Annotated in this window: 18 protein-coding genes; 17 read left to right on the top strand and 1 reads right to left on the bottom strand. The window is 32.7% G+C overall.

Annotated features, from left to right (window positions below; all coding sequences use genetic code 11):
• The first annotated feature begins 85 nt into the window (after positions 1-85).
• The 5 genes from WR164_RS04615 (at position 86) to WR164_RS04595 (ending at position 5154) form a co-directional block, all read left to right on the top strand.
• Positions 86-952, top strand: coding sequence for a YitT family protein (locus WR164_RS04615; protein ID WP_286136382.1), 867 nt, complete (start codon positions 86-88; stop codon positions 950-952).
• Positions 953-1036: 84 nt separating this feature from the next.
• Positions 1037-2191 carry a CDP-glycerol glycerophosphotransferase family protein gene (locus WR164_RS04610; RefSeq protein WP_286136381.1) on the top strand — a complete coding sequence of 385 codons (1155 nt, stop codon included), beginning with the start codon at positions 1037-1039 and terminating at the stop codon, positions 2189-2191.
• Between the two features lie 4 nt (positions 2192-2195).
• On the top strand, positions 2196-3005 hold the full coding sequence (locus WR164_RS04605) for an ABC transporter permease (RefSeq protein WP_286136380.1): 810 nt from the start codon (positions 2196-2198) through the stop codon (positions 3003-3005).
• A gap of 18 nt (positions 3006-3023) precedes the next feature.
• Complete coding sequence (locus WR164_RS04600) at positions 3024-4256, top strand: CDP-glycerol glycerophosphotransferase family protein (protein ID WP_286136379.1); 1233 nt, start codon at positions 3024-3026, stop codon at positions 4254-4256.
• Positions 4243-5154, top strand: a complete 912-nt coding sequence (locus tag WR164_RS04595) for a deoxyribonuclease IV (RefSeq protein WP_286136378.1) — start codon at positions 4243-4245, stop codon at positions 5152-5154. The genes WR164_RS04600 and WR164_RS04595 overlap by 14 nt, the downstream gene beginning before the upstream one ends.
• 1 nt (position 5155) lies before the next feature.
• Here WR164_RS04595 and WR164_RS04590 read toward each other — a convergent pair whose 3' ends face one another.
• Positions 5156-5971 (bottom strand): pyruvate, water dikinase regulatory protein, encoded by an 816-nt coding sequence (locus WR164_RS04590; RefSeq protein ID WP_286136377.1) that lies wholly within the window; start codon positions 5969-5971, stop codon positions 5156-5158.
• Positions 5972-6145: 174 nt separating this feature from the next.
• Here WR164_RS04590 and rpsU point away from each other — a divergent pair, with 174 nt between their 5' ends.
• The 12 genes from rpsU (at position 6146) to WR164_RS04530 (ending at position 17749) form a co-directional block, all read left to right on the top strand.
• Entirely contained in the window at positions 6146-6355 is a 210-nt protein-coding gene (rpsU, locus tag WR164_RS04585) for a 30S ribosomal protein S21 (RefSeq protein WP_286136376.1), read from the top strand.
• Positions 6356-6428: 73 nt separating this feature from the next.
• Complete coding sequence (locus tag WR164_RS04580; protein WP_286136375.1) at positions 6429-6872, top strand: GatB/YqeY domain-containing protein; 444 nt, start codon at positions 6429-6431, stop codon at positions 6870-6872.
• Positions 6873-6985: 113 nt separating this feature from the next.
• A complete protein-coding gene (locus WR164_RS04575) occupies positions 6986-7963 on the top strand; it encodes a PhoH family protein (protein ID WP_286136373.1) in 978 nt (325 codons plus the stop codon).
• A 15-nt stretch (positions 7964-7978) separates the two neighbouring features.
• Positions 7979-8461 carry an rRNA maturation RNase YbeY gene (gene ybeY / locus WR164_RS04570; protein WP_286136372.1) on the top strand — a complete coding sequence of 161 codons (483 nt, stop codon included), beginning with the start codon at positions 7979-7981 and terminating at the stop codon, positions 8459-8461.
• Positions 8445-8852: a diacylglycerol kinase family protein gene (locus WR164_RS04565; protein WP_286136371.1), complete on the top strand. Its 408-nt coding sequence runs from the start codon at positions 8445-8447 to the stop codon at positions 8850-8852. Before ybeY ends, WR164_RS04565 begins: the two co-directional genes overlap by 17 nt.
• 4 nt (positions 8853-8856) lie before the next feature.
• Positions 8857-9768 carry a GTPase Era gene (era, locus tag WR164_RS04560; RefSeq protein WP_286136370.1) on the top strand — a complete coding sequence of 304 codons (912 nt, stop codon included), beginning with the start codon at positions 8857-8859 and terminating at the stop codon, positions 9766-9768.
• A gap of 13 nt (positions 9769-9781) precedes the next feature.
• Positions 9782-10543 carry a DNA repair protein RecO gene (gene recO, locus WR164_RS04555; RefSeq protein WP_286136369.1) on the top strand — a complete coding sequence of 254 codons (762 nt, stop codon included), beginning with the start codon at positions 9782-9784 and terminating at the stop codon, positions 10541-10543.
• A gap of 312 nt (positions 10544-10855) precedes the next feature.
• A complete protein-coding gene (gene glyQ, locus WR164_RS04550; RefSeq protein ID WP_286136368.1) occupies positions 10856-11794 on the top strand; it encodes a glycine--tRNA ligase subunit alpha in 939 nt (312 codons plus the stop codon).
• A 1-nt stretch (position 11795) separates the two neighbouring features.
• Positions 11796-13874: a glycine--tRNA ligase subunit beta gene (gene glyS, locus WR164_RS04545; RefSeq protein WP_286136367.1), complete on the top strand. Its 2079-nt coding sequence runs from the start codon at positions 11796-11798 to the stop codon at positions 13872-13874.
• 134 nt (positions 13875-14008) lie between these two features.
• Positions 14009-15844 carry a DNA primase gene (dnaG, locus tag WR164_RS04540; RefSeq protein WP_286136903.1) on the top strand — a complete coding sequence of 612 codons (1836 nt, stop codon included), beginning with the start codon at positions 14009-14011 and terminating at the stop codon, positions 15842-15844.
• Positions 15845-15855: 11 nt separating this feature from the next.
• Positions 15856-16971: an RNA polymerase sigma factor RpoD gene (rpoD, locus tag WR164_RS04535; RefSeq protein ID WP_286136366.1), complete on the top strand. Its 1116-nt coding sequence runs from the start codon at positions 15856-15858 to the stop codon at positions 16969-16971.
• A 67-nt stretch (positions 16972-17038) separates the two neighbouring features.
• Positions 17039-17749, top strand: a complete 711-nt coding sequence (locus tag WR164_RS04530) for a tRNA (adenine(22)-N(1))-methyltransferase (protein ID WP_286136365.1) — start codon at positions 17039-17041, stop codon at positions 17747-17749.

The following is a 17749-nucleotide window of genomic DNA, read 5'->3' as shown; positions in this document are numbered from 1 at the left end:
ACATCCGCCAATTATAATTGACGGGTGTTTTTGCTTTGTTATGTTATACTAATTTCATACTAAATTTAGGAAAGGTAATTTTAATATGGACGATCTGTTTAAGAAGCATCAATATCTTACGAAGGCTTCTTTTTCTTTAATATATGCAATCATGGTTTCATTAGCCATGAATATTTTTTGGACGCCAGGACACATATATTCATCTGGATATACTGGATTTGCTCAATTATTGAATACCATTACATCAAGGTATTTTCCAGTCACAATTTCAACTTCCTTAGCACTTTTTATTATTAATATTCCAATGTTTATACTTGCTTGGCGTCATATTGGGCACCAGTTTACTTTTTTTACTTTCTTATCTGTTTTATTAGCCAGTATTATGATGAGGGTCATTCACCCACTACCATTAACCACTGATCCGATGATCTGTGCTATTTTTGGTGGCGTCATTAATGGATTTGGTACCGGTTGGGCTTTAAAAAATCAAATTTCAACCGGCGGATTAGACATTTTAGGAATTGTCATTCGAAGAAAAACTGGCAAAACAATTGGAACGGTGAACATTATTTTTAATTCATTTATCATTGTTGCAGCTGGTTTTGCTTATGGATGGCCCTATGCTTTTTATTCGGCCATTGGTTTGTTTGTTAATGGTAAAATGATTGACATGGCTTATACAAGACAACAAAGAATGCAAGTTATGATTGTAACCAGTAGACCTAAAATGGTAATTGATAGCATTCAAAATCATTTAAGACGTGGGATTACAATTGTTCATGGTGCAGAGGGTGCTTACTACCATGATAAAAAAACAATTTTATTCACTGCAATTTCTTTGTATGAAATGAATGAACTTGAAGAAGCCTTAAGTGAATCAGACTCTAAGGCATTTGCAACGGTTACCAGTAGTACTAAAATTATTGGGCATTTTTATGAACCTAAACGTTAATGTTTACAATTTGATTATAATTTTTAAATTTAGTTGTGTTATAATACAAAATTGTATTAATTAAAACGTTAATGGTGGTAATAAATGCTAAAATTTTTATATTTATGCTTAATTAGAATGGTTTCCGGATTTTTTTATTTTCGCAAAAAATCAAATATAATTTATATTATGAGCTTTGGCAATAATTTAAATTTAATTAAACGCATGGCGTTAAAATTATCTGATCACCAAAAAATAATTGTATTATACGATCCTAAAATTGAGGATGCAGCTATTGATTTAGCCGCATTTGGTATCAAAACAATTCCTTTTTGGAATGGGTTACACTTTGTTTTTAGAATTCTTCCCATTGTTATGTCAGGAAAAACTATTTTTTGTGATAATTATTTCCCGTTTTTGGGTGGAATGTTTCATCCCAAAAGTATGAAGATAATCCAATTATGGCATGCAAATGGTGCAATTAAAAAATTTGGTTGGGGTGATCCCAGTACTAGTAAGCGTAGCCGATTAGACAAACAACGTTTTCAGGCTGTTTATAATCAATTTGATGAATACGTTGTTGCTTCAAAGGCAATGGGAAATGTTTTTATTAACAATTACCATGCCGATCATTCTAAAATAAAATTACTTGGGTATCCCCGTTCTGATCGATATCTTAGTCAATTGTGGATTGATAAAATTAGAAAACGGGTTTATCGAGTGGCACCGGAGCTTGAACAAAAACGGGTTATTTTGTATGCGCCGACTTATCGAAAGGGATTTCACTTTAATCCGCCCATCGGTTTGTTTAAAGCATTAAGTGCCGACCCAAATGCAGTTGTTGTTCTACGCTTGCACCCAATTTTTTATCGTAAGAACCGGATTAGCTATATTAATAATCCTAGAATTCATTTTTATCGTGAACTATCAACTAGTGAATTGCTTTCAGTAACCAATACCTTAGTGACTGATTATTCTTCAGTTGCTTTTGATTTCAGTTTATTGCCGAATGCACATTCATTAATATTTTTTATGTACGATTTAGATCAATATCGTTTAACAACTGGCATTCAAGAACATTTGGATAATTGGCTACCTAGTAAACCAATCAAAAATGTTGATGATTTAGAAAATGCCATTAAAGATAACCGTCTAACTGATTTTAAACATTTTAATCAAGTGTGGAATACATACAATGATGGTCATGCAACTGAACGGGTTGTCCAACGCTATATATTAAAAGATAATAAAGGAGTGTAAAGACTTGAAAGAAGTCATTACTTTATTTAAAGAGCAATTTAACAATTTAAGGATTATGTTTAGGGTATCTAAATACCAAAGTCGATCTGACTATCAAAGTCATTATTTAGGCTTGGCATGGGAATTTTTAAATCCTTTGATTCAAATTTGTATCTACTGGTTCGTCTTTGGAATTGGTTTAAAAAAGGGAAATTCTAGCGGCATTAATTACTTAGCATGGATGGTAATTGGAATCACACCGTGGTTTTATATGCAAACGGTTACTAATCAAGCTGCCAAAAGTATATATAATCAAGTTGGCATGGTTTCTAAGATGAAGTTTCCGGTTAGTGTTTTACCATCAATTAAAATCGTTTCCAACTTAAGTTCATTTTGGACAATGCTTGCTTTCTCAGTTTTCATTGGATTCTTTGTTGGGGGAGTAACACCAAGCATTTATTGGCTTCAGTGGATTTATTATTTCTTTGCAATGATTATGTGGTTAGTTGCTTTTAGTATCTTTAATTCAACCATTTCAGTATTAGTAAGGGATTATCGAATTCTGTTACAGTCAATTATGAGAATGTTATTCTATATGTCTGGAGTATTATTTAATTTCCAAACTAATGCCTTTCCAGCACCATTAGTAAGAATTTTAGAATTAAACCCATTTTTCTACGTTGTTTCAGGATTTAGAGATTCAATGTTATCTCAATCATGGTTTTGGCAAAGACCAGTTCTGACTATTTTGTTCTGGTTGTTTGTCGCTTTCTTCTTAGTTGTTGGTTCTCATTTACATTACAAATTCAGATCTAGATTTGTTGATTTAATTTAAATGAAAAGGGCGAATAAAATGAATTTAAATAATTTAAAATTAGAATTTGTTCGCGCTGTTAAACTTTTAATTCGCATTGGACTCATCGTTATTAACGATGGGTTTATTTGTTTACCGGTTAAAAAGGACTTAATTATTTTTGAAAGTTTTAATGGAAAGGATATTAGCGATAATCCAGCAGCAATTTACCGTCAATTGATAAGGGACTACCCATCTAAAGCTAATAATTTATATTTTGGTATTAAACCAAGTCAATATCGAAAAATCCATCAAAAATATCCGAACATTAAGCTTTTAAAACGTTTTATGCCCAAATGGATTTGGTACACAGCACGGGCCAATTTTTGGATCTTTAATTCTAGAATGCCAATTTGGTGGCACAAAAATAAAAAGACTATTTATATTCAAACTTGGCATGGGACGCCTTTAAAGAAATTAGGATTAGATATTCAAAATGTTTCCATTCCGGGGACCACCACTAAAAAATATAAACGTAATTTTGCTAAAGAGAGTAGTCGTTGGGATACTTTAATTGCCCCTAATTTATATTCTGAAAAAATTTTCAAACGTGCTTTTGCTTTCAAAAATCATTTCATTCGAAGTGGATACCCTAGAAACGATGTTTTATATCAAGACAATGTGGGTGATAAGATTAAAAGCTTGAAACAGAGATTAGTTGGGGATGCAAATGCAACTATCATTACATATGCACCAACTTGGCGGGATGATGATTATCGAAGTAAAGGCAGTTATCGTTTTGAGTTGCCGTTTGATTTAAATCAATTTTTTAAGCATGTCGATCGTAATACAAAGCTAATTATTCGACCCCACTATTTAATTAAGGATCGAATTAACATTAAAGGCTTTGAAAAACGTGTTAAAATTCTAAGTGAAGGTGACATTAATCAAATTTATCTTGCTAGTGATATGTTGATTACGGATTATTCATCAGTTATGTTTGATTATGCCAATTTAAAACGGCCAATGTTGTTTTACGCATATGATTTAGAGCACTATGATGATCAGCTTCGTGGGTTTTATTTTAACTATAAAAAAGATGTTCCAGGTCCATTAGTAACTAAAGCTGATGATTTATATCATCAATTAGATATCTTTACTAATGATGGTGGTTTTAAAAATTACCAAACTAAATTAGATCGATTCCATCAAAAATATTGTTCTTGGGAACATATTAACTCATCAGAAGCAATTGTAAGATTATTAAAGGAGAATGGTTATGGCAGAGAATGATTTCTTAATTGGTTCACATGTAAGTATGAACGGTAAAAAAATGTTGCTTGGATCTGCACAGGAAGCTGCCAGTTACAACGAAAACACATTTATGATTTATACTGGTGCGCCTCAAAATACTAGGCGTAAACCGGTTAGTGAATTAAATATTAAACCTGCCCATCAATATATGGATGAACATAATATTAAATCGATTGTGATTCATGCTCCATACATTATTAATCTAGGTAATACTAAAAAGCCACGTAATTTTACGTTTGGGGTTCAATTTTTACACCAAGAAATTAAGCGTGCGGAAGCAATCGGTGCTAAACAAGTTGTTTTACACCCTGGATCACACGTTGGAGCCGGTGCTGACGCGGCCATTGATAACATTGCTAAGGGATTAAATGAAGTGATTGAACCTGATCAAAGCGTCCAAATTGCTTTAGAAACAATGGCTGGTAAAGGAACTGAAGTTGGCCGAAATTTTGATGAATTAGCTAAAATTATTGATAAGGTTAACTTAAATGAAAAACTTTCCGTTACTTTTGATACTTGTCATACTAATGATGCTGGATATGATGTTAAAAATGATTTTGATGGGGTTTTAGATCAATTTGATCATACCATTGGATTATCTAGACTAAAGGTCGTTCATTTAAATGATTCTAAAAATAAAATGGGGAGTCATAAAGATCGTCATGAAATTATTGGCTTGGGAACAATTGGATTCAAGAGCTTAAATTATATTGCTCATCATCCGCAATTAACTAATGTTCCTAAAATTATGGAAACACCAGCGTTAAAAGTTGACGGAAGTAAGAAAAAATTGATACCCCATAAATATGAAGTATCAATGTTAGAGAAGCAACAATTTAATGATCATTTATTATCAGATATTAAAAATCAAAAATAATTTAATTCTTAATTTTACTATAGCCTAATTTACTCATAATGATTGTGGCAGTTTCTTCGATTGATTTATTAGAAACGTTAATTGAACGGCAGCCAATCTTTTTGTAGAGATTTTTAGCATATTCCAATTCAGCTTTAATATTTTTGGAATTAGAGTATGGGGTATCAAGATTCATTCCATAGGATCGCATCCGCTCACGCCTAATTTTCTTAAGTGATTTAACAGTATTGGTTAAACCAAAAATTTTGTTTTTATCGATGTCCCAGACTTGATCTGGTAATTGAATTTTAGGATTGATTGGAACGTTAGCAACTTTAAAATTGTTATTTGCTAAATATAGTGATAAGGGCGTTTTGGATGTTCTTGATACTCCTAAAATAACAATATCAGCTTTACTTAAATTTTGTGGATTTTTACCATCATCATTAACGACGGCAAATTCCATTGCTGATATGCGATTAAAGTAATTAGAATTCAAATTATGGACTAAATTAGGCACATATTCAGGCTCCATGCCAGTTTGTTTTGCAAGCATTGTAATTGGCTTTTGAATGCAATCACATTCTAAAAGATGATGTTTTTTAGCAAAATCAATCACAATTTTGCTCATTTCAGGTTTGGTTAGGGTGTGAAAGATTACACTTTGACTCTTTTCAGCTTGTTTTAAAACATTTTTTAAACTTTCTTTTTCAGTTACGTATGTGAAACGTTGATAATTCGGCGTTGTGTGTTGAAATTGAGAAGCAGCTGTTTTTGCAACTGTTAACGCCGTCTGACCACTTGCATCTGATATAATGAAAATGTTTAATTTATCCATAATAATTAAGGCCTCGATTGATATTTGATATAGGTATATTTTATCATATTTTATTAATAATATTTTATGAGGATTAATTGACGATTTTTAAATATTTAGGTATAATTATTAAGAAATGTTTAGTTTCTATTTTCTAATCATTTGAACTTGAACTCGGAGGGGAGGGACTTTTATATGTCTACAAAAATTCATAAAAATGAATCCTTTGATAAGGCTCTTCGACGTTTCAAACGCTCTGTTTCTAGAAACGGAACCCTACGAGAATATCGTAAGCGTGAATTTTACGAAAAACCTAGTGTAAGACGTAAGTTAAAATCAGAGGCTGCTCGTAAACGTGACAGCAAAAAGAGACGTCGTCGTCATCAACGTCAACGCTTCTATTAAAATGTAGGAACGTCCCTGTGTTTCAGGGGCGTTTTTATTTTTGAGGATATAGAAAAACAAAGGAGAAAAAATCATGGATTTAAACAAACAGCTTATGGAAGATTTAAAAAAAGCAATGTTAGGTCATGATAAAAGAGCAATGTCTGTTATCAGAATGCTGAAATCTGCACTAACTAATGAAAAAATTAAATTAGGGCATGATTTAAAGCCAGATGAAATTAACACTGTCGTTTCAAGACAAATGAAACAGAATAAAGAATCAATCGAAGAATTCAAAAAGGGTCATCGGGATGATCTTGTTAAAGAACAGGAAGCTCAATTAAAGATTTTAAGTAAGTACGCTCCTAAACAATTATCAGAAGATGAAATTAAAAAAATTGTTTCTGATACTGCAGACCAAGTTGGTGCAAGCAGTATGAAAGATTTTGGCAAAATGATGGGTGCTGTCATGCCAAAAGTAAAGGGGCATGCTGATGGTTCCGTTGTTAATCGAATCGTTAAAGCTCAATTAAATTAGTTTAATTTAAAAAAGCAGGTTTAAAATGCCTGCTGATACATATATAATTGTTTTGTTAAATGTTGAAAGTATGCTAAAATTTTAATAAATATCGATAAAAGGAGTCAGTATATTTGGCTGATAATTCTGAAGTTACAAAAGAATTCATCTTAAATAATTTAGACGATGAACCTGTTTTATTAGGAGCTCAAGATAAGTTTGTTAAATTGATTGAAGAGGGCATGAATGTATCAATTAATGCTGTTGGAACATCAATTAAAATCACTGGTGATTCTGATACTGCAAGTCAAGTCATTAAAATTTTGCGTAATATGTTGGACCTAATTCATCAAGGGGTCAAACTACACAGTAATGATTTTGTTAGTGCTATGAATATGTCTAAAAATGGCACATTAAACTATTTTAAAGATCTATATGATCAAGTTCTGATTCGAGATAATAAGGGAAATGCAGTTCGTGTTAAAAATTTTGGTCAGCGGCAGTACGTTCAGGCGGTATCTAAAAATGATATTGTTTTTGGAATTGGACCTGCTGGAACTGGTAAAACATACTTAGCTGTTGTAATGGCTGTTGCTGCATTAAAGAAACATGAAGTTGATAAGATCATTTTAACAAGGCCTGCAGTTGAAGCTGGTGAAAGTTTAGGCTTTTTGCCTGGTGACTTAAGGGAAAAAGTTGATCCATACTTGCGTCCAATTTACGATGCTTTGTTTGCTATTTTAGGAACTGATCATACTAATCGTTTAATGGAACGTGGTATCATTGAAATTGCACCATTAGCATATATGCGTGGTCGAACGCTAGATTCTGCATTTGTTATATTAGATGAAGCCCAAAATGCAACTAATGCACAAATGAAGATGTTCTTAACCCGTCTGGGCTTTGGATCTAAGATGATTGTTAATGGTGATATATCACAGATCGATTTACCAAGGCATGCTAGCAGTGGTTTAGTTCAAGCACCTAAAATATTAAGTCATGTGACCCACATTCAATTTGTTCGATTCAATTCAGAGGATGTTGTAAGACATCCAGTGGTTGCAAAAATTATTAATGCTTATGAATCGTATGAAGATAAAAATAATAAGTAATAAGGAAGCAGAAGTATGGATTTAGAAATTTATGATAAGACTAAAGATGGCGTTTCAAAAAAACACGTTGATCTTGTCAGAAACGTTTTAGAATACGCTGGCAAATACTTAAAATTAAAAGAAAATACGGAAATGTCAGTTACTTTTGTTAATAATGATAAAATTAGAGAAATTAATAAAAAATACCGTCATGTTGACCGTTCAACTGATGTCATTAGTTTTGCAATTGAAGATGATTCAGACGATGATATTCCACTAAAAATGCCTAAAGAGTTGAAAGCAGAGTTACCAGAAAACTTAGGCGATATTTTTATTTGTATTGATAAAGTTCAAGAACAAGCCGAGTTTTTGAATCATTCTTATGAACGTGAATTAGGTTTCTTATCAGTTCATGGTTTTCTTCATTTGAATGGATACGATCATATGAAGCCAAAGGATGAGGCAGTTATGTTCCCACTTCAAAGAAAGATTATGGATTCATATGGGCTTAAAAGATAAGCATCAATCATTTTATAAGAATCAGACATATTTTCAGTCCTTTAGGCATGCCTTTCATGGGTTTCGTGATTTATGGGTTGAGGAACGTAATTTTAGTTTTCATATTAAAATGGGCTTGCTCGTTATCTTATTGGGGCTACTTTTAAAAATAAATTTAAACGATTGGTTATGGTTATTGCTATGTATTTTAGCAGTGATTAGTTCTGAGATTATAAATACTTTATTTGAACGGACAAGTGATTTAATTGTTGGTAATCATTATAATGATTTAGTGAAGAAAATTAAGGATGTGGCAGCTGCAAATGTCGTTATTGCTGCAATTTTTGCTGTTGTTGTCGGTTGTATTATTTTCATCCCAATCATTATAAAATTAATTTTAAATTGGAGATGACAGTATGCAAAATAATCCAAATTATCGTTCTGGTTTTATAGCAATTGTTGGACGTCCTAATGTTGGTAAGTCAACTTTTATGAACCGTATTATTGGCCAAAAAATTGCAATTATGAGTAATAAAGCTCAGACAACTAGAAACAAAATTCAAGGAGTTTATTCAACCAAAGATGCTCAGTTAATTTTTATTGATACTCCTGGAATTCAAAAACCTAAAAATAAATTAGGAACTTTTATGGAAGAATCTTCACTATCTGCATTACGAGAAGTTGATGCCATTTTGTTTATGGTCAGTGCTGTTGAAAAACGTGGCGCTGGTGATAACTTTATTATTAATAAATTGAAATCAATTAAAAAACCGGTTTATTTAATTGTTAATAAAATTGATCAAATCAATCCAAATGATTTAGTTCCAATTGTTGATTCGTATAAGCGAAATACAATTGATTGGAAGGGTGTTTTCCCAATTTCAGCCCTTCAAGGTAACAACGTTGAACAAATGTTAAATCAATTGGCAAGAACCATGCCACATGGTCCTCAATATTACCCCACTGATCAAATTACTGATCATCCTGAACGTTTTATTGTATCAGAATTGATTCGTGAAAAAATTTTTCAATTAACAAAAGAAGAGGTTCCTTATTCTGTTGCTGTTTTCATTGAAAGAATGAAGAAGCGAGATAGTGGGATGGTAGATATTGACGCTACCATTATCATTGATCGAAATAGTCAAAAGGGAATTATCATTGGCAGCAAGGGTTCCATGCTAAAGAAAATTGGAACGCTTGCTAGAAAAGATATTCAAGATCTATTAGGTAGCAAGGTCTTCCTTAAATTATGGGTAAAAGTACAGCCTAATTGGCGTGATAATTCAAACGAATTGAAATCACTAGGCTATCATAAATCTAATTATTAGTAGGTGATCACAATTGAGTAATCACATTTATACTAATTTTCATGGAATTTTATTATATCGAAAGCCCTATAAGGAACATGATTTACTGATTAAATTTTTAACTGCAGAAGCCGGTAAAAAAATGTTCTTTGTTCGGGGTGCAATGAAACCACGGTTTAAAATGACTGCTGATATTTTACCCTTTACATACGGAGAGTACTCAGGAAATTTAAGTCCAAATGGGCTTTCATATATTATTAGTGCTTTAGATATCAGTCATTATAATAATATTAGTCAAAACATTGATTTAAATGCCTATGCGACATATATTATGGGGTTGATTGATGCGGCTTTTCCAGATTCAACCCCGATTTTTAGGTGGTTCAATCAATTGTTTTATGGGTTACGATTAATTGATCACGGAATTGATCCTGCTATTATAACTAATATCTTTGAAATTCAATTATTACCAGTATTTGGTGTTGCTCCCCAATTAAAGCACTGTGTTATTTGTGGTCGTTCTGATTTACCAATGGATTTTTCTGAAATTTATGGCGGGCTCCTTTGTGAAAATCATTTTTCAATGGATCCAAGAAGAATGCATTTTGATAAACGAACTATTTATTACTTACGAAAATTTTCAGTTATTAACTTGAAACAAATTAGAAGTATTAAAGTACATCATCAAGTTAAACAAAATTTAAGAATGCTATTGGATGATATTTATAAAAACGAAGTTGGTTTAAATTTAAAAAGTAAACATTTTTTGGATCAAATGAATCGTTTTCATATTTGACAATTGACATTTGTTAGGCATTAAACTAATATTAAAATTGTTTGAAATGAATATTTTCAGTGATGATAGAAGATAAATTGTGTTAAATTCAATTTAAGCGAAGTTAGGATGGTGGAAGCTAACAATTGGTTTAATCACAAAGGGCACTTTTTGAACTGAAATGAACGAAGCTGCTAGTTTTTAGACAAACTAGAATTAGGGTGGAACCGCGATTGTTGATCGTCCCTATGTTATATTAAATCTGTCTATAATTGATTTAATATAACATAGGGCTTTTTTTCGTATTCCAATTCTAAAGAAAGGATGATTGTAATGACAAAAAAATTGTCAATGCAAGAAATTATTTTAACATTGCAAGAATACTGGGCATCGAAGGGCTGCATGTTAATGCAAGCTTATGATACTGAAAAAGGTGCCGGTACCATGAGTCCATACACGTTTTTGCGTGCTGTTGGTCCAGAACCATGGAATGTTGCTTATGTTGAACCATCAAGAAGGCCGGCCGACGGACGTTATGGAAAAAATCCGAACCGTTTATATCAACACCATCAATTCCAAGTTTTGATGAAACCATCACCAGAAAATGTTCAGGATTTGTACATTAATAGTTTAAAAAAGTTAGGTATTAATCCATTAGAACATGATATTCGCTTTGTTGAAGATAATTGGGCTAATCCTTCAATGGGTTGTGCCGGTGTTGGCTGGGAAATTTGGCTTGATGGAATGGAAGTCAGTCAATTTACTTATTTCCAAATCGTTGGTGGTCAGGAAATGGATCCAGTTGCATCTGAAATTACATATGGATTAGAACGACTAGCATCCTATGTTCAGGATGTTAATAGTGTTTTTGACCTTGAATGGGGATATGGCGTTAAGTATGGTGATATTTTCAAAGAACCAGAATATGAACATTCTAAGTATGGTTTTGAAGAAAGTAATCAAAACATGCTTTTGAACATGTTTAATTCCTATGAAAAAGAAGCTACCCGTTTAATTAAATTAGGTCTAGTTCATCCCGCTTATGATTATATTTTAAAATGTAGTCATACCTTTAACTTGCTTGACGCAAGGGGTGCCGTTTCAGTAACTGAACGAGCTGGATATTTAGCTAGAATTCGAAAAATGGCAAGAGCGGTTGCAAAAGCGTTTGTTATTGAACGAAAGAAACGTGGCTTCCCGTTGATTAAGGATGAAAAGAAACGAGCAGAACTCTTGAAAGATCATTCTAAAAATAAAAAGGGGGATAAATAAAATGACTCATGAATATTTATTAGAAATTGGTTTGGAAGAAATGCCTGCGCATGTAGTGACACCAAGTATAAAGCAATTAATTAAACGAGCAGGTGATTATTTAAAGCAACAACGGATTACTTTTGATTCAATTAAACCATTTTCGACCCCGAGACGTTTAACCATTCAAATTTTAGGATTAAGTGATAAACAGCCTGATATTAATAAATCAGTTAAGGGACCATCAAAGAAAATTGCTCAGGATGATAAGGGTAATTGGACTAAAGCAGCAATTGGTTTCACCCGTGGTCAAGGATTAACCCCTGATGATATTCAATTTAAAAATGTTAAGGGAACCGACTATGTTTTTGTCAATAAGCATATTCCTGGTAAACCGGTTCAAGATGTTTTGTCCGGGATGAAAAAAGTGATTACCGATATGACATTCCCAACCATGATGAAGTGGAATGTTTATCATTTAGAATACGTTAGACCAATTAGATGGATTGTATCCATTTTAGATGATCAGGTAATTCCCTTTTCAATTCTTGATGTTAAGGCTAATCGGATAACCCGTGGACACCGTTTTTTAGGTCATGATGTTGCAATTAAAAAAGTTTCCGACTATGAAGATGATTTAAAACAACAATATGTAATTGCTGATGCTAAAAAACGTAAACAATTGATTGTTAATCAAATTCACGATTTAGCTAAAAAACATCATTGGCAAATTAAGGTTGATCCTAATTTATTAGAAGAAGTTAATAATTTAGTTGAATGGCCAACTATTTTTGCCGGTAGTTTCAACCGTCGTTATTTAGAATTGCCCGCTTCCGTTTTGATTACTTCAATGCGTGATAATCAACGTTTCTTCTACGTTGAGGATCAAAATGGTAAATTATTACCTTACTTTGTTTCCGCTCGTAATGGAAATAGTGACTATATTGAAAATGTAATTGCTGGAAATGAAAAGGTATTAACGGCTCGCTTAGATGATGCAATGTTCTTCTATCATAATGATATGAATAAATCGATTGACTACTTTGTTAACCGTTTAAAACGGGTTAGTTTTCATGATAGAATTTCAACTATGTATGAAAAAATGCAACGGGTTGAACACATTTCACAAATTATTGGCAAACATGTCGGATTAGATTCAACTCAATTAAAAAATTTAAAGCGTGCCTCTCAAATTTATAAATTTGATTTAGTAACCGAAATGGTGGGGGAATTTGCTGAATTACAAGGTGTGATTGGAGCAAAGTATGCCCAATTAAAGGGTGAAAATGATGAAGTCGCTAGGGCAATTCGTGAACAATACATGCCGATTTCATCTGATGGTGAATTACCACAATCTAAAGTTGGTGCAACCCTAGCGCTTGCGGATAAATTCGATAGTATTTTAACTTTCTTCTCGGCCGGGATGATTCCAAGTGGTTCTAATGATCCCTACGCATTAAGGCGTCAAGCAATTGGAATTGTTAGAATTATTAGACGTGAATCTTGGCACTTGAATTTAAATGATTTATTGAATTCATTTATTAAAGCTGAAACGGCAGATGAATTTGATGTTCAGCTTGATCAAAAATCTCAGATTAACAATGTGATTGATTTTATTAAGGATCGAATCGTTAAATTACTTCAATCTGAAAAAATACACCATGATATTATCGAATCAGTTGTTAATGGTCATAATCCTGATATTCTATTTATTTTGGACAGTGCCGATGTTTTAAATCAACATCAAAATGATTCCGACTTTAAATTGTCAATTGAATCTTTGACCCGTGTAATGCGAATTTCAAATAAGGCTAATTTTAAACCAGATGAATTAAATGTTGATCCTAATTTATTTCAGAATGATTCTGAAAAGAAATTGAATCAAGCTGTTGACGAGGTAAAGAATGGATATTATCATTTAATGCCAAATGAAATTTATCAACGATTATCTAACTTAAAACGGCCAATTTCCGATTATTTTGAACAAACAATGATTATGGATAAAAATTCTGAAATTAAGAATAATCATCTAAAACAGATGGTGATTTTAACCAATTTAATTTTATGGTTTGCTGATTTAGATAAATTAATTGTTAAATAGTTGGATAAATGATTGGTCTATGGTAAAATTTAATTGTTGTAATTGAATGTTGAAATTAGAAGTCGCACTTTATGTGAATAGGGTGCGACTTTTAAATATAATGGTGATTGCAGAGAAGGTGATTTGATTTGGCAATGATCCCTGAAAATGTAATTGAAAATGTCAGAGAAAATACTGATATTGCTGATGTTATTGGTCAATATGTTCAATTAAAAAAGACTGGCAAGAATTTGTTTGGACTTTGTCCATTTCAGCCTGAAAATACGCCGTCTTTTTCTGTTTCTGAAAATAAACAAATTTTTCATTGCTTTAGCTGTGGACGTGGTGGAAATGTTTTTAAATTCATAATGGAATATAAACATGTTTCATTTCCTGAAGCGGTTCAAGAAGTTGCTAAAATGCAAGGAATCAAATTACCGCAAAATTATACTGCTAAACAACGAGTTCAAACTAATCCGGAAATTTCTAAAATGATGGATCTATATGCCAAGGCAACCCAGCTTTATCATCATGTTTTAATGAACACTGAATTGGGGCAAAAAGCATTAGATTATTTACATCAACGTGGCTTGTCGGATCAGACAATTAATGATTATCAGCTTGGCTTTGCTTCTAATAAGCGGCTCCTAAAACCATTTTTTGAAGAAAAAAAGATTGATTATCAAACAATGCACAAATCAGGATTGTTTAGTGAAACGCACGATGATCAATTAATTGATCGATTTGCAAATCGAATTATGTATCCGATTAAAAATGAACATGGTAAAGTCATTGCTTTTTCTGGTCGGATAATCCAGGCAAGTAAAAATGAACCGAAATATTTGAATAGTCCTGAAACCCCAATTTTTAACAAGGGTAAAACTCTATTTAATTTTGATATTGCAAAGCAATTTATTCGAAAAGAACATTCAGCAATTTTATTTGAAGGTTACATGGATGTTATGTCTGCTTATCAATCTGGTGTTAAAAATGGGATTGCTTCCATGGGAACTAGTTTAACTGAAGATCAAATTGGCAAAATTGAGCAACATACTAAACAACTTTATGTTTGCTATGATGGTGATAAACCTGGTCAAGCTGCAATTAACCGTGCTGTTAATATGTTGGCTAACCAAAGCCGGCTAAAGTTAGGTGTTATTCAAATGCCGAGCGGAATTGATCCGGATGAATATCGTCAAAAATATGGTGAAGATCGTTTTAAAAATTATGTTAGAGCAGCTCGTGAATCGACGATTGCTTTTAAACTCCGCTTCTTTAAGAATGACTATAATTTGAATAATGATGAAGATCGGATTGCTTACATTAACCGATCGTTAAAGACAATTGCTTCTTCACCATCTCCGGTTGAGCGTGATTTATATCTTCAGAATTTATCTTCAGAATTTCACTTGAAGAGTGATGATTTAAGAGCTCAAATCAAACCATATTTGATTAAACATCAAAAGCATAGTTATCACCATCACATTAATTCTCAAATTTCAATTCCACAAAAAGAAACGACATTAAAGCAACCTAAATTAAACAAAATTCAAATGGCTGAACAAATGCTTTTAAACCGGATGTTGCATGATCATAGTGTTTGGCTAAAGGTTGTGGGCATTGATGGCTTCTGCTTTGCAGATGATCAGTATCAAACCATCTTTATGTTTGCTGAAAATTATTTTGAACATCACGATCAATATCAGGTTGCTGATTTTGTTGATATGTTTAAAGAACCTAAATTGCAGCGATTGGTAATTCAAATTGATGTGTTGGATGTATCTAAACATATTTCTAATGGTGAAATTGACGATTATGTTAATATAATCATGAAACAAGCACCAATTGAAAATCAAATTAAGAGGAAACAAAAGGCTTTGAAAGCAGCTACTAAAATGCAAGATGAAGCTAAACAAACTCAATTGGTTGTAGAGATTATTAAATTACAGAAAAAAAGGCAAGCAAGTAAAACCGAAGCAACACCTTATTAGGAGGCTTTTGAATGGCTAAAAGAAAATCAGCAAATAAGCAAGAATACAAAAAGAGTGTTAATGCATTAACTAAAAAATACCATAAGATTGGACATATTACTTATGATGTTTTAAATGACAGTATTGCAATTCCTTTCAAATTAACTGAAAAACAAATGGATAAATTACTTGAGAAGGTTGAAGATGCTGGAATTAGTGTTGTTGATTCCAAGGGTGAACCAGACCCAAGAGCATTAAAAGCTGCTCGTCAGGTTTCAAAGAAAGAATTAAAGAACGCTTCATCTTCACCAACTGGGGTTAAAGTTAATGATCCCGTTCGAATGTACTTAAAAGAAATTGGACGGGTTTCATTGTTAAACGCTGATCAAGAAGTTCAATTAGCTTTAAGGATTGAAAAGGGCGATAAGGAAGCTAAACAAGAATTAGCAGAAGCAAACCTCCGTTTGGTTGTTTCAATTGCTAAACGTTATGTTGGTCGTGGCATGTCGTTCTTAGATTTAATTCAAGAAGGTAACATGGGCTTGATGAAGGCCGTTGAAAAATTTGATTATCGAAAAGGATTTAAATTTTCAACCTACGCAACATGGTGGATTAGACAGGCCATTACACGTGCAATTGCCGATCAAGCTAGAACCATCCGAATTCCAGTTCACATGGTTGAAACCATTAATAAGTTAATTCGAATTCAAAGACAATTATTACAAGATTTAGGACGAGAACCACTTCCGGAAGAAATTGGCGCAGAAATGGATATTCCAACTTCCAAAGTTAGAAATATCATGAAAATTGCTCAAGAACCAGTTTCATTAGAAACGCCAATTGGTGAAGAAGACGATTCCCACTTAGGTGACTTTATTAAAGATAGTGAAGCAACTAGTCCATCCGATCACGCTGCTTATGAATTATTGAAGGAACAATTAGAAAGTGTTCTAGATACTTTAACTGACCGTGAAGAAAATGTTTTACGTCTCCGGTTTGGTTTAGATGATGGTAGAACGAGAACATTGGAAGAAGTTGGCAAAGTCTTTGGTGTTACCCGCGAAAGAATTCGACAAATTGAAGCTAAAGCACTTCGTAAATTACGTCATCCTTCACGTAGTAAACAACTAAGGGATTTCTTACAATAAAAAATAAGTAATAGGGAGGAGCTCTAGTAGCTCCTTTTTATTTTATTAGAATGGAGTGTCCATTAAAATGGACGGTAAACACCTATCAAAGAGATTACAAACCGTTGCGAATCAAGTTCCACTTAACAGTCGATTAGCCGATATTGGCTCGGATCATGCTTATTTACCAATTTATTTGGCACAAAATCATTTGGTTGATTTTGCAGTTGCAGGTGAAGTGGTAAGGGGACCGTTCCAAAATGCTGAATATGAAATTAATTCAGCCAATGTTAATTCCATTGTTCATCCCCGTTTGGCAGACGGATTGGATGCAATTCGCCCTAGTGATGATATTAATGTGATTACAATTGCTGGAATGGGTGGTAATTTAATTCACAGAATTTTAGAACGTGGCATTAAATTGCACCGGATAAATGGCAATGAAAAATTAATTTTACAACCCAATATTGGGGAATACGGCCTAAGAAAATGGCTAATGGAACATTACTATCAAATTAGTGATGAAAAAATTGTGGTTGATGATCACCATATTTATGAAATTTTGATTGCAAACAAAATGCATGCTAAGCCATTCTATACTGAAGATGAATTATATTTTGGACCAGTGCTATTAAAGAAACACTCCAGTGCACTTTTACAAAAATATAAAGATGCTTATCAAAGAATGCAGAGTGTTATTCATCAAATGAAGTTTGCAAGGAGTAAACAGGCTAAAATTAAAATTCAAATGATTAAGGCTCAAATGAAATTAATTCAGTCACTAATTACGAGGGGGTAA

The sequence above is a fragment of the Philodulcilactobacillus myokonensis genome (assembly GCF_027923585.1).
Taxonomy (GTDB): Bacteria; Bacillota; Bacilli; order Lactobacillales; family Lactobacillaceae; genus Philodulcilactobacillus; species Philodulcilactobacillus myokonensis.
Note: the sequence above shows the minus strand (reverse complement) of the source record. Positions and strands in the feature narration are given on the sequence as shown.

Coding starts and splice junctions, on each gene's coding strand:
- WR164_RS04615 (WP_286136382.1), top strand. CDS start 86: ATGGACGATCTGTTTAAGAAGCATCAATATCTTACGAAGGCTTCTTTT.
- WR164_RS04610 (WP_286136381.1), top strand. CDS start 1,037: ATGCTAAAATTTTTATATTTATGCTTAATTAGAATGGTTTCCGGATTT.
- WR164_RS04600 (WP_286136379.1), top strand. CDS start 3,024: ATGAATTTAAATAATTTAAAATTAGAATTTGTTCGCGCTGTTAAACTT.
- WR164_RS04595 (WP_286136378.1), top strand. CDS start 4,243: ATGGCAGAGAATGATTTCTTAATTGGTTCACATGTAAGTATGAACGGT.
- WR164_RS04590 (WP_286136377.1), bottom strand. CDS start 5,971: ATGGATAAATTAAACATTTTCATTATATCAGATGCAAGTGGTCAGACG.
- rpsU (WP_286136376.1), top strand. CDS start 6,146: ATGTCTACAAAAATTCATAAAAATGAATCCTTTGATAAGGCTCTTCGA.
- WR164_RS04580 (WP_286136375.1), top strand. CDS start 6,429: ATGGATTTAAACAAACAGCTTATGGAAGATTTAAAAAAAGCAATGTTA.
- ybeY (WP_286136372.1), top strand. CDS start 7,979: ATGGATTTAGAAATTTATGATAAGACTAAAGATGGCGTTTCAAAAAAA.
- WR164_RS04565 (WP_286136371.1), top strand. CDS start 8,445: ATGGGCTTAAAAGATAAGCATCAATCATTTTATAAGAATCAGACATAT.
- era (WP_286136370.1), top strand. CDS start 8,857: ATGCAAAATAATCCAAATTATCGTTCTGGTTTTATAGCAATTGTTGGA.
- glyQ (WP_286136368.1), top strand. CDS start 10,856: ATGACAAAAAAATTGTCAATGCAAGAAATTATTTTAACATTGCAAGAA.
- glyS (WP_286136367.1), top strand. CDS start 11,796: ATGACTCATGAATATTTATTAGAAATTGGTTTGGAAGAAATGCCTGCG.
- dnaG (WP_286136903.1), top strand. CDS start 14,009: ATGATCCCTGAAAATGTAATTGAAAATGTCAGAGAAAATACTGATATT.
- rpoD (WP_286136366.1), top strand. CDS start 15,856: ATGGCTAAAAGAAAATCAGCAAATAAGCAAGAATACAAAAAGAGTGTT.
- WR164_RS04530 (WP_286136365.1), top strand. CDS start 17,039: ATGGACGGTAAACACCTATCAAAGAGATTACAAACCGTTGCGAATCAA.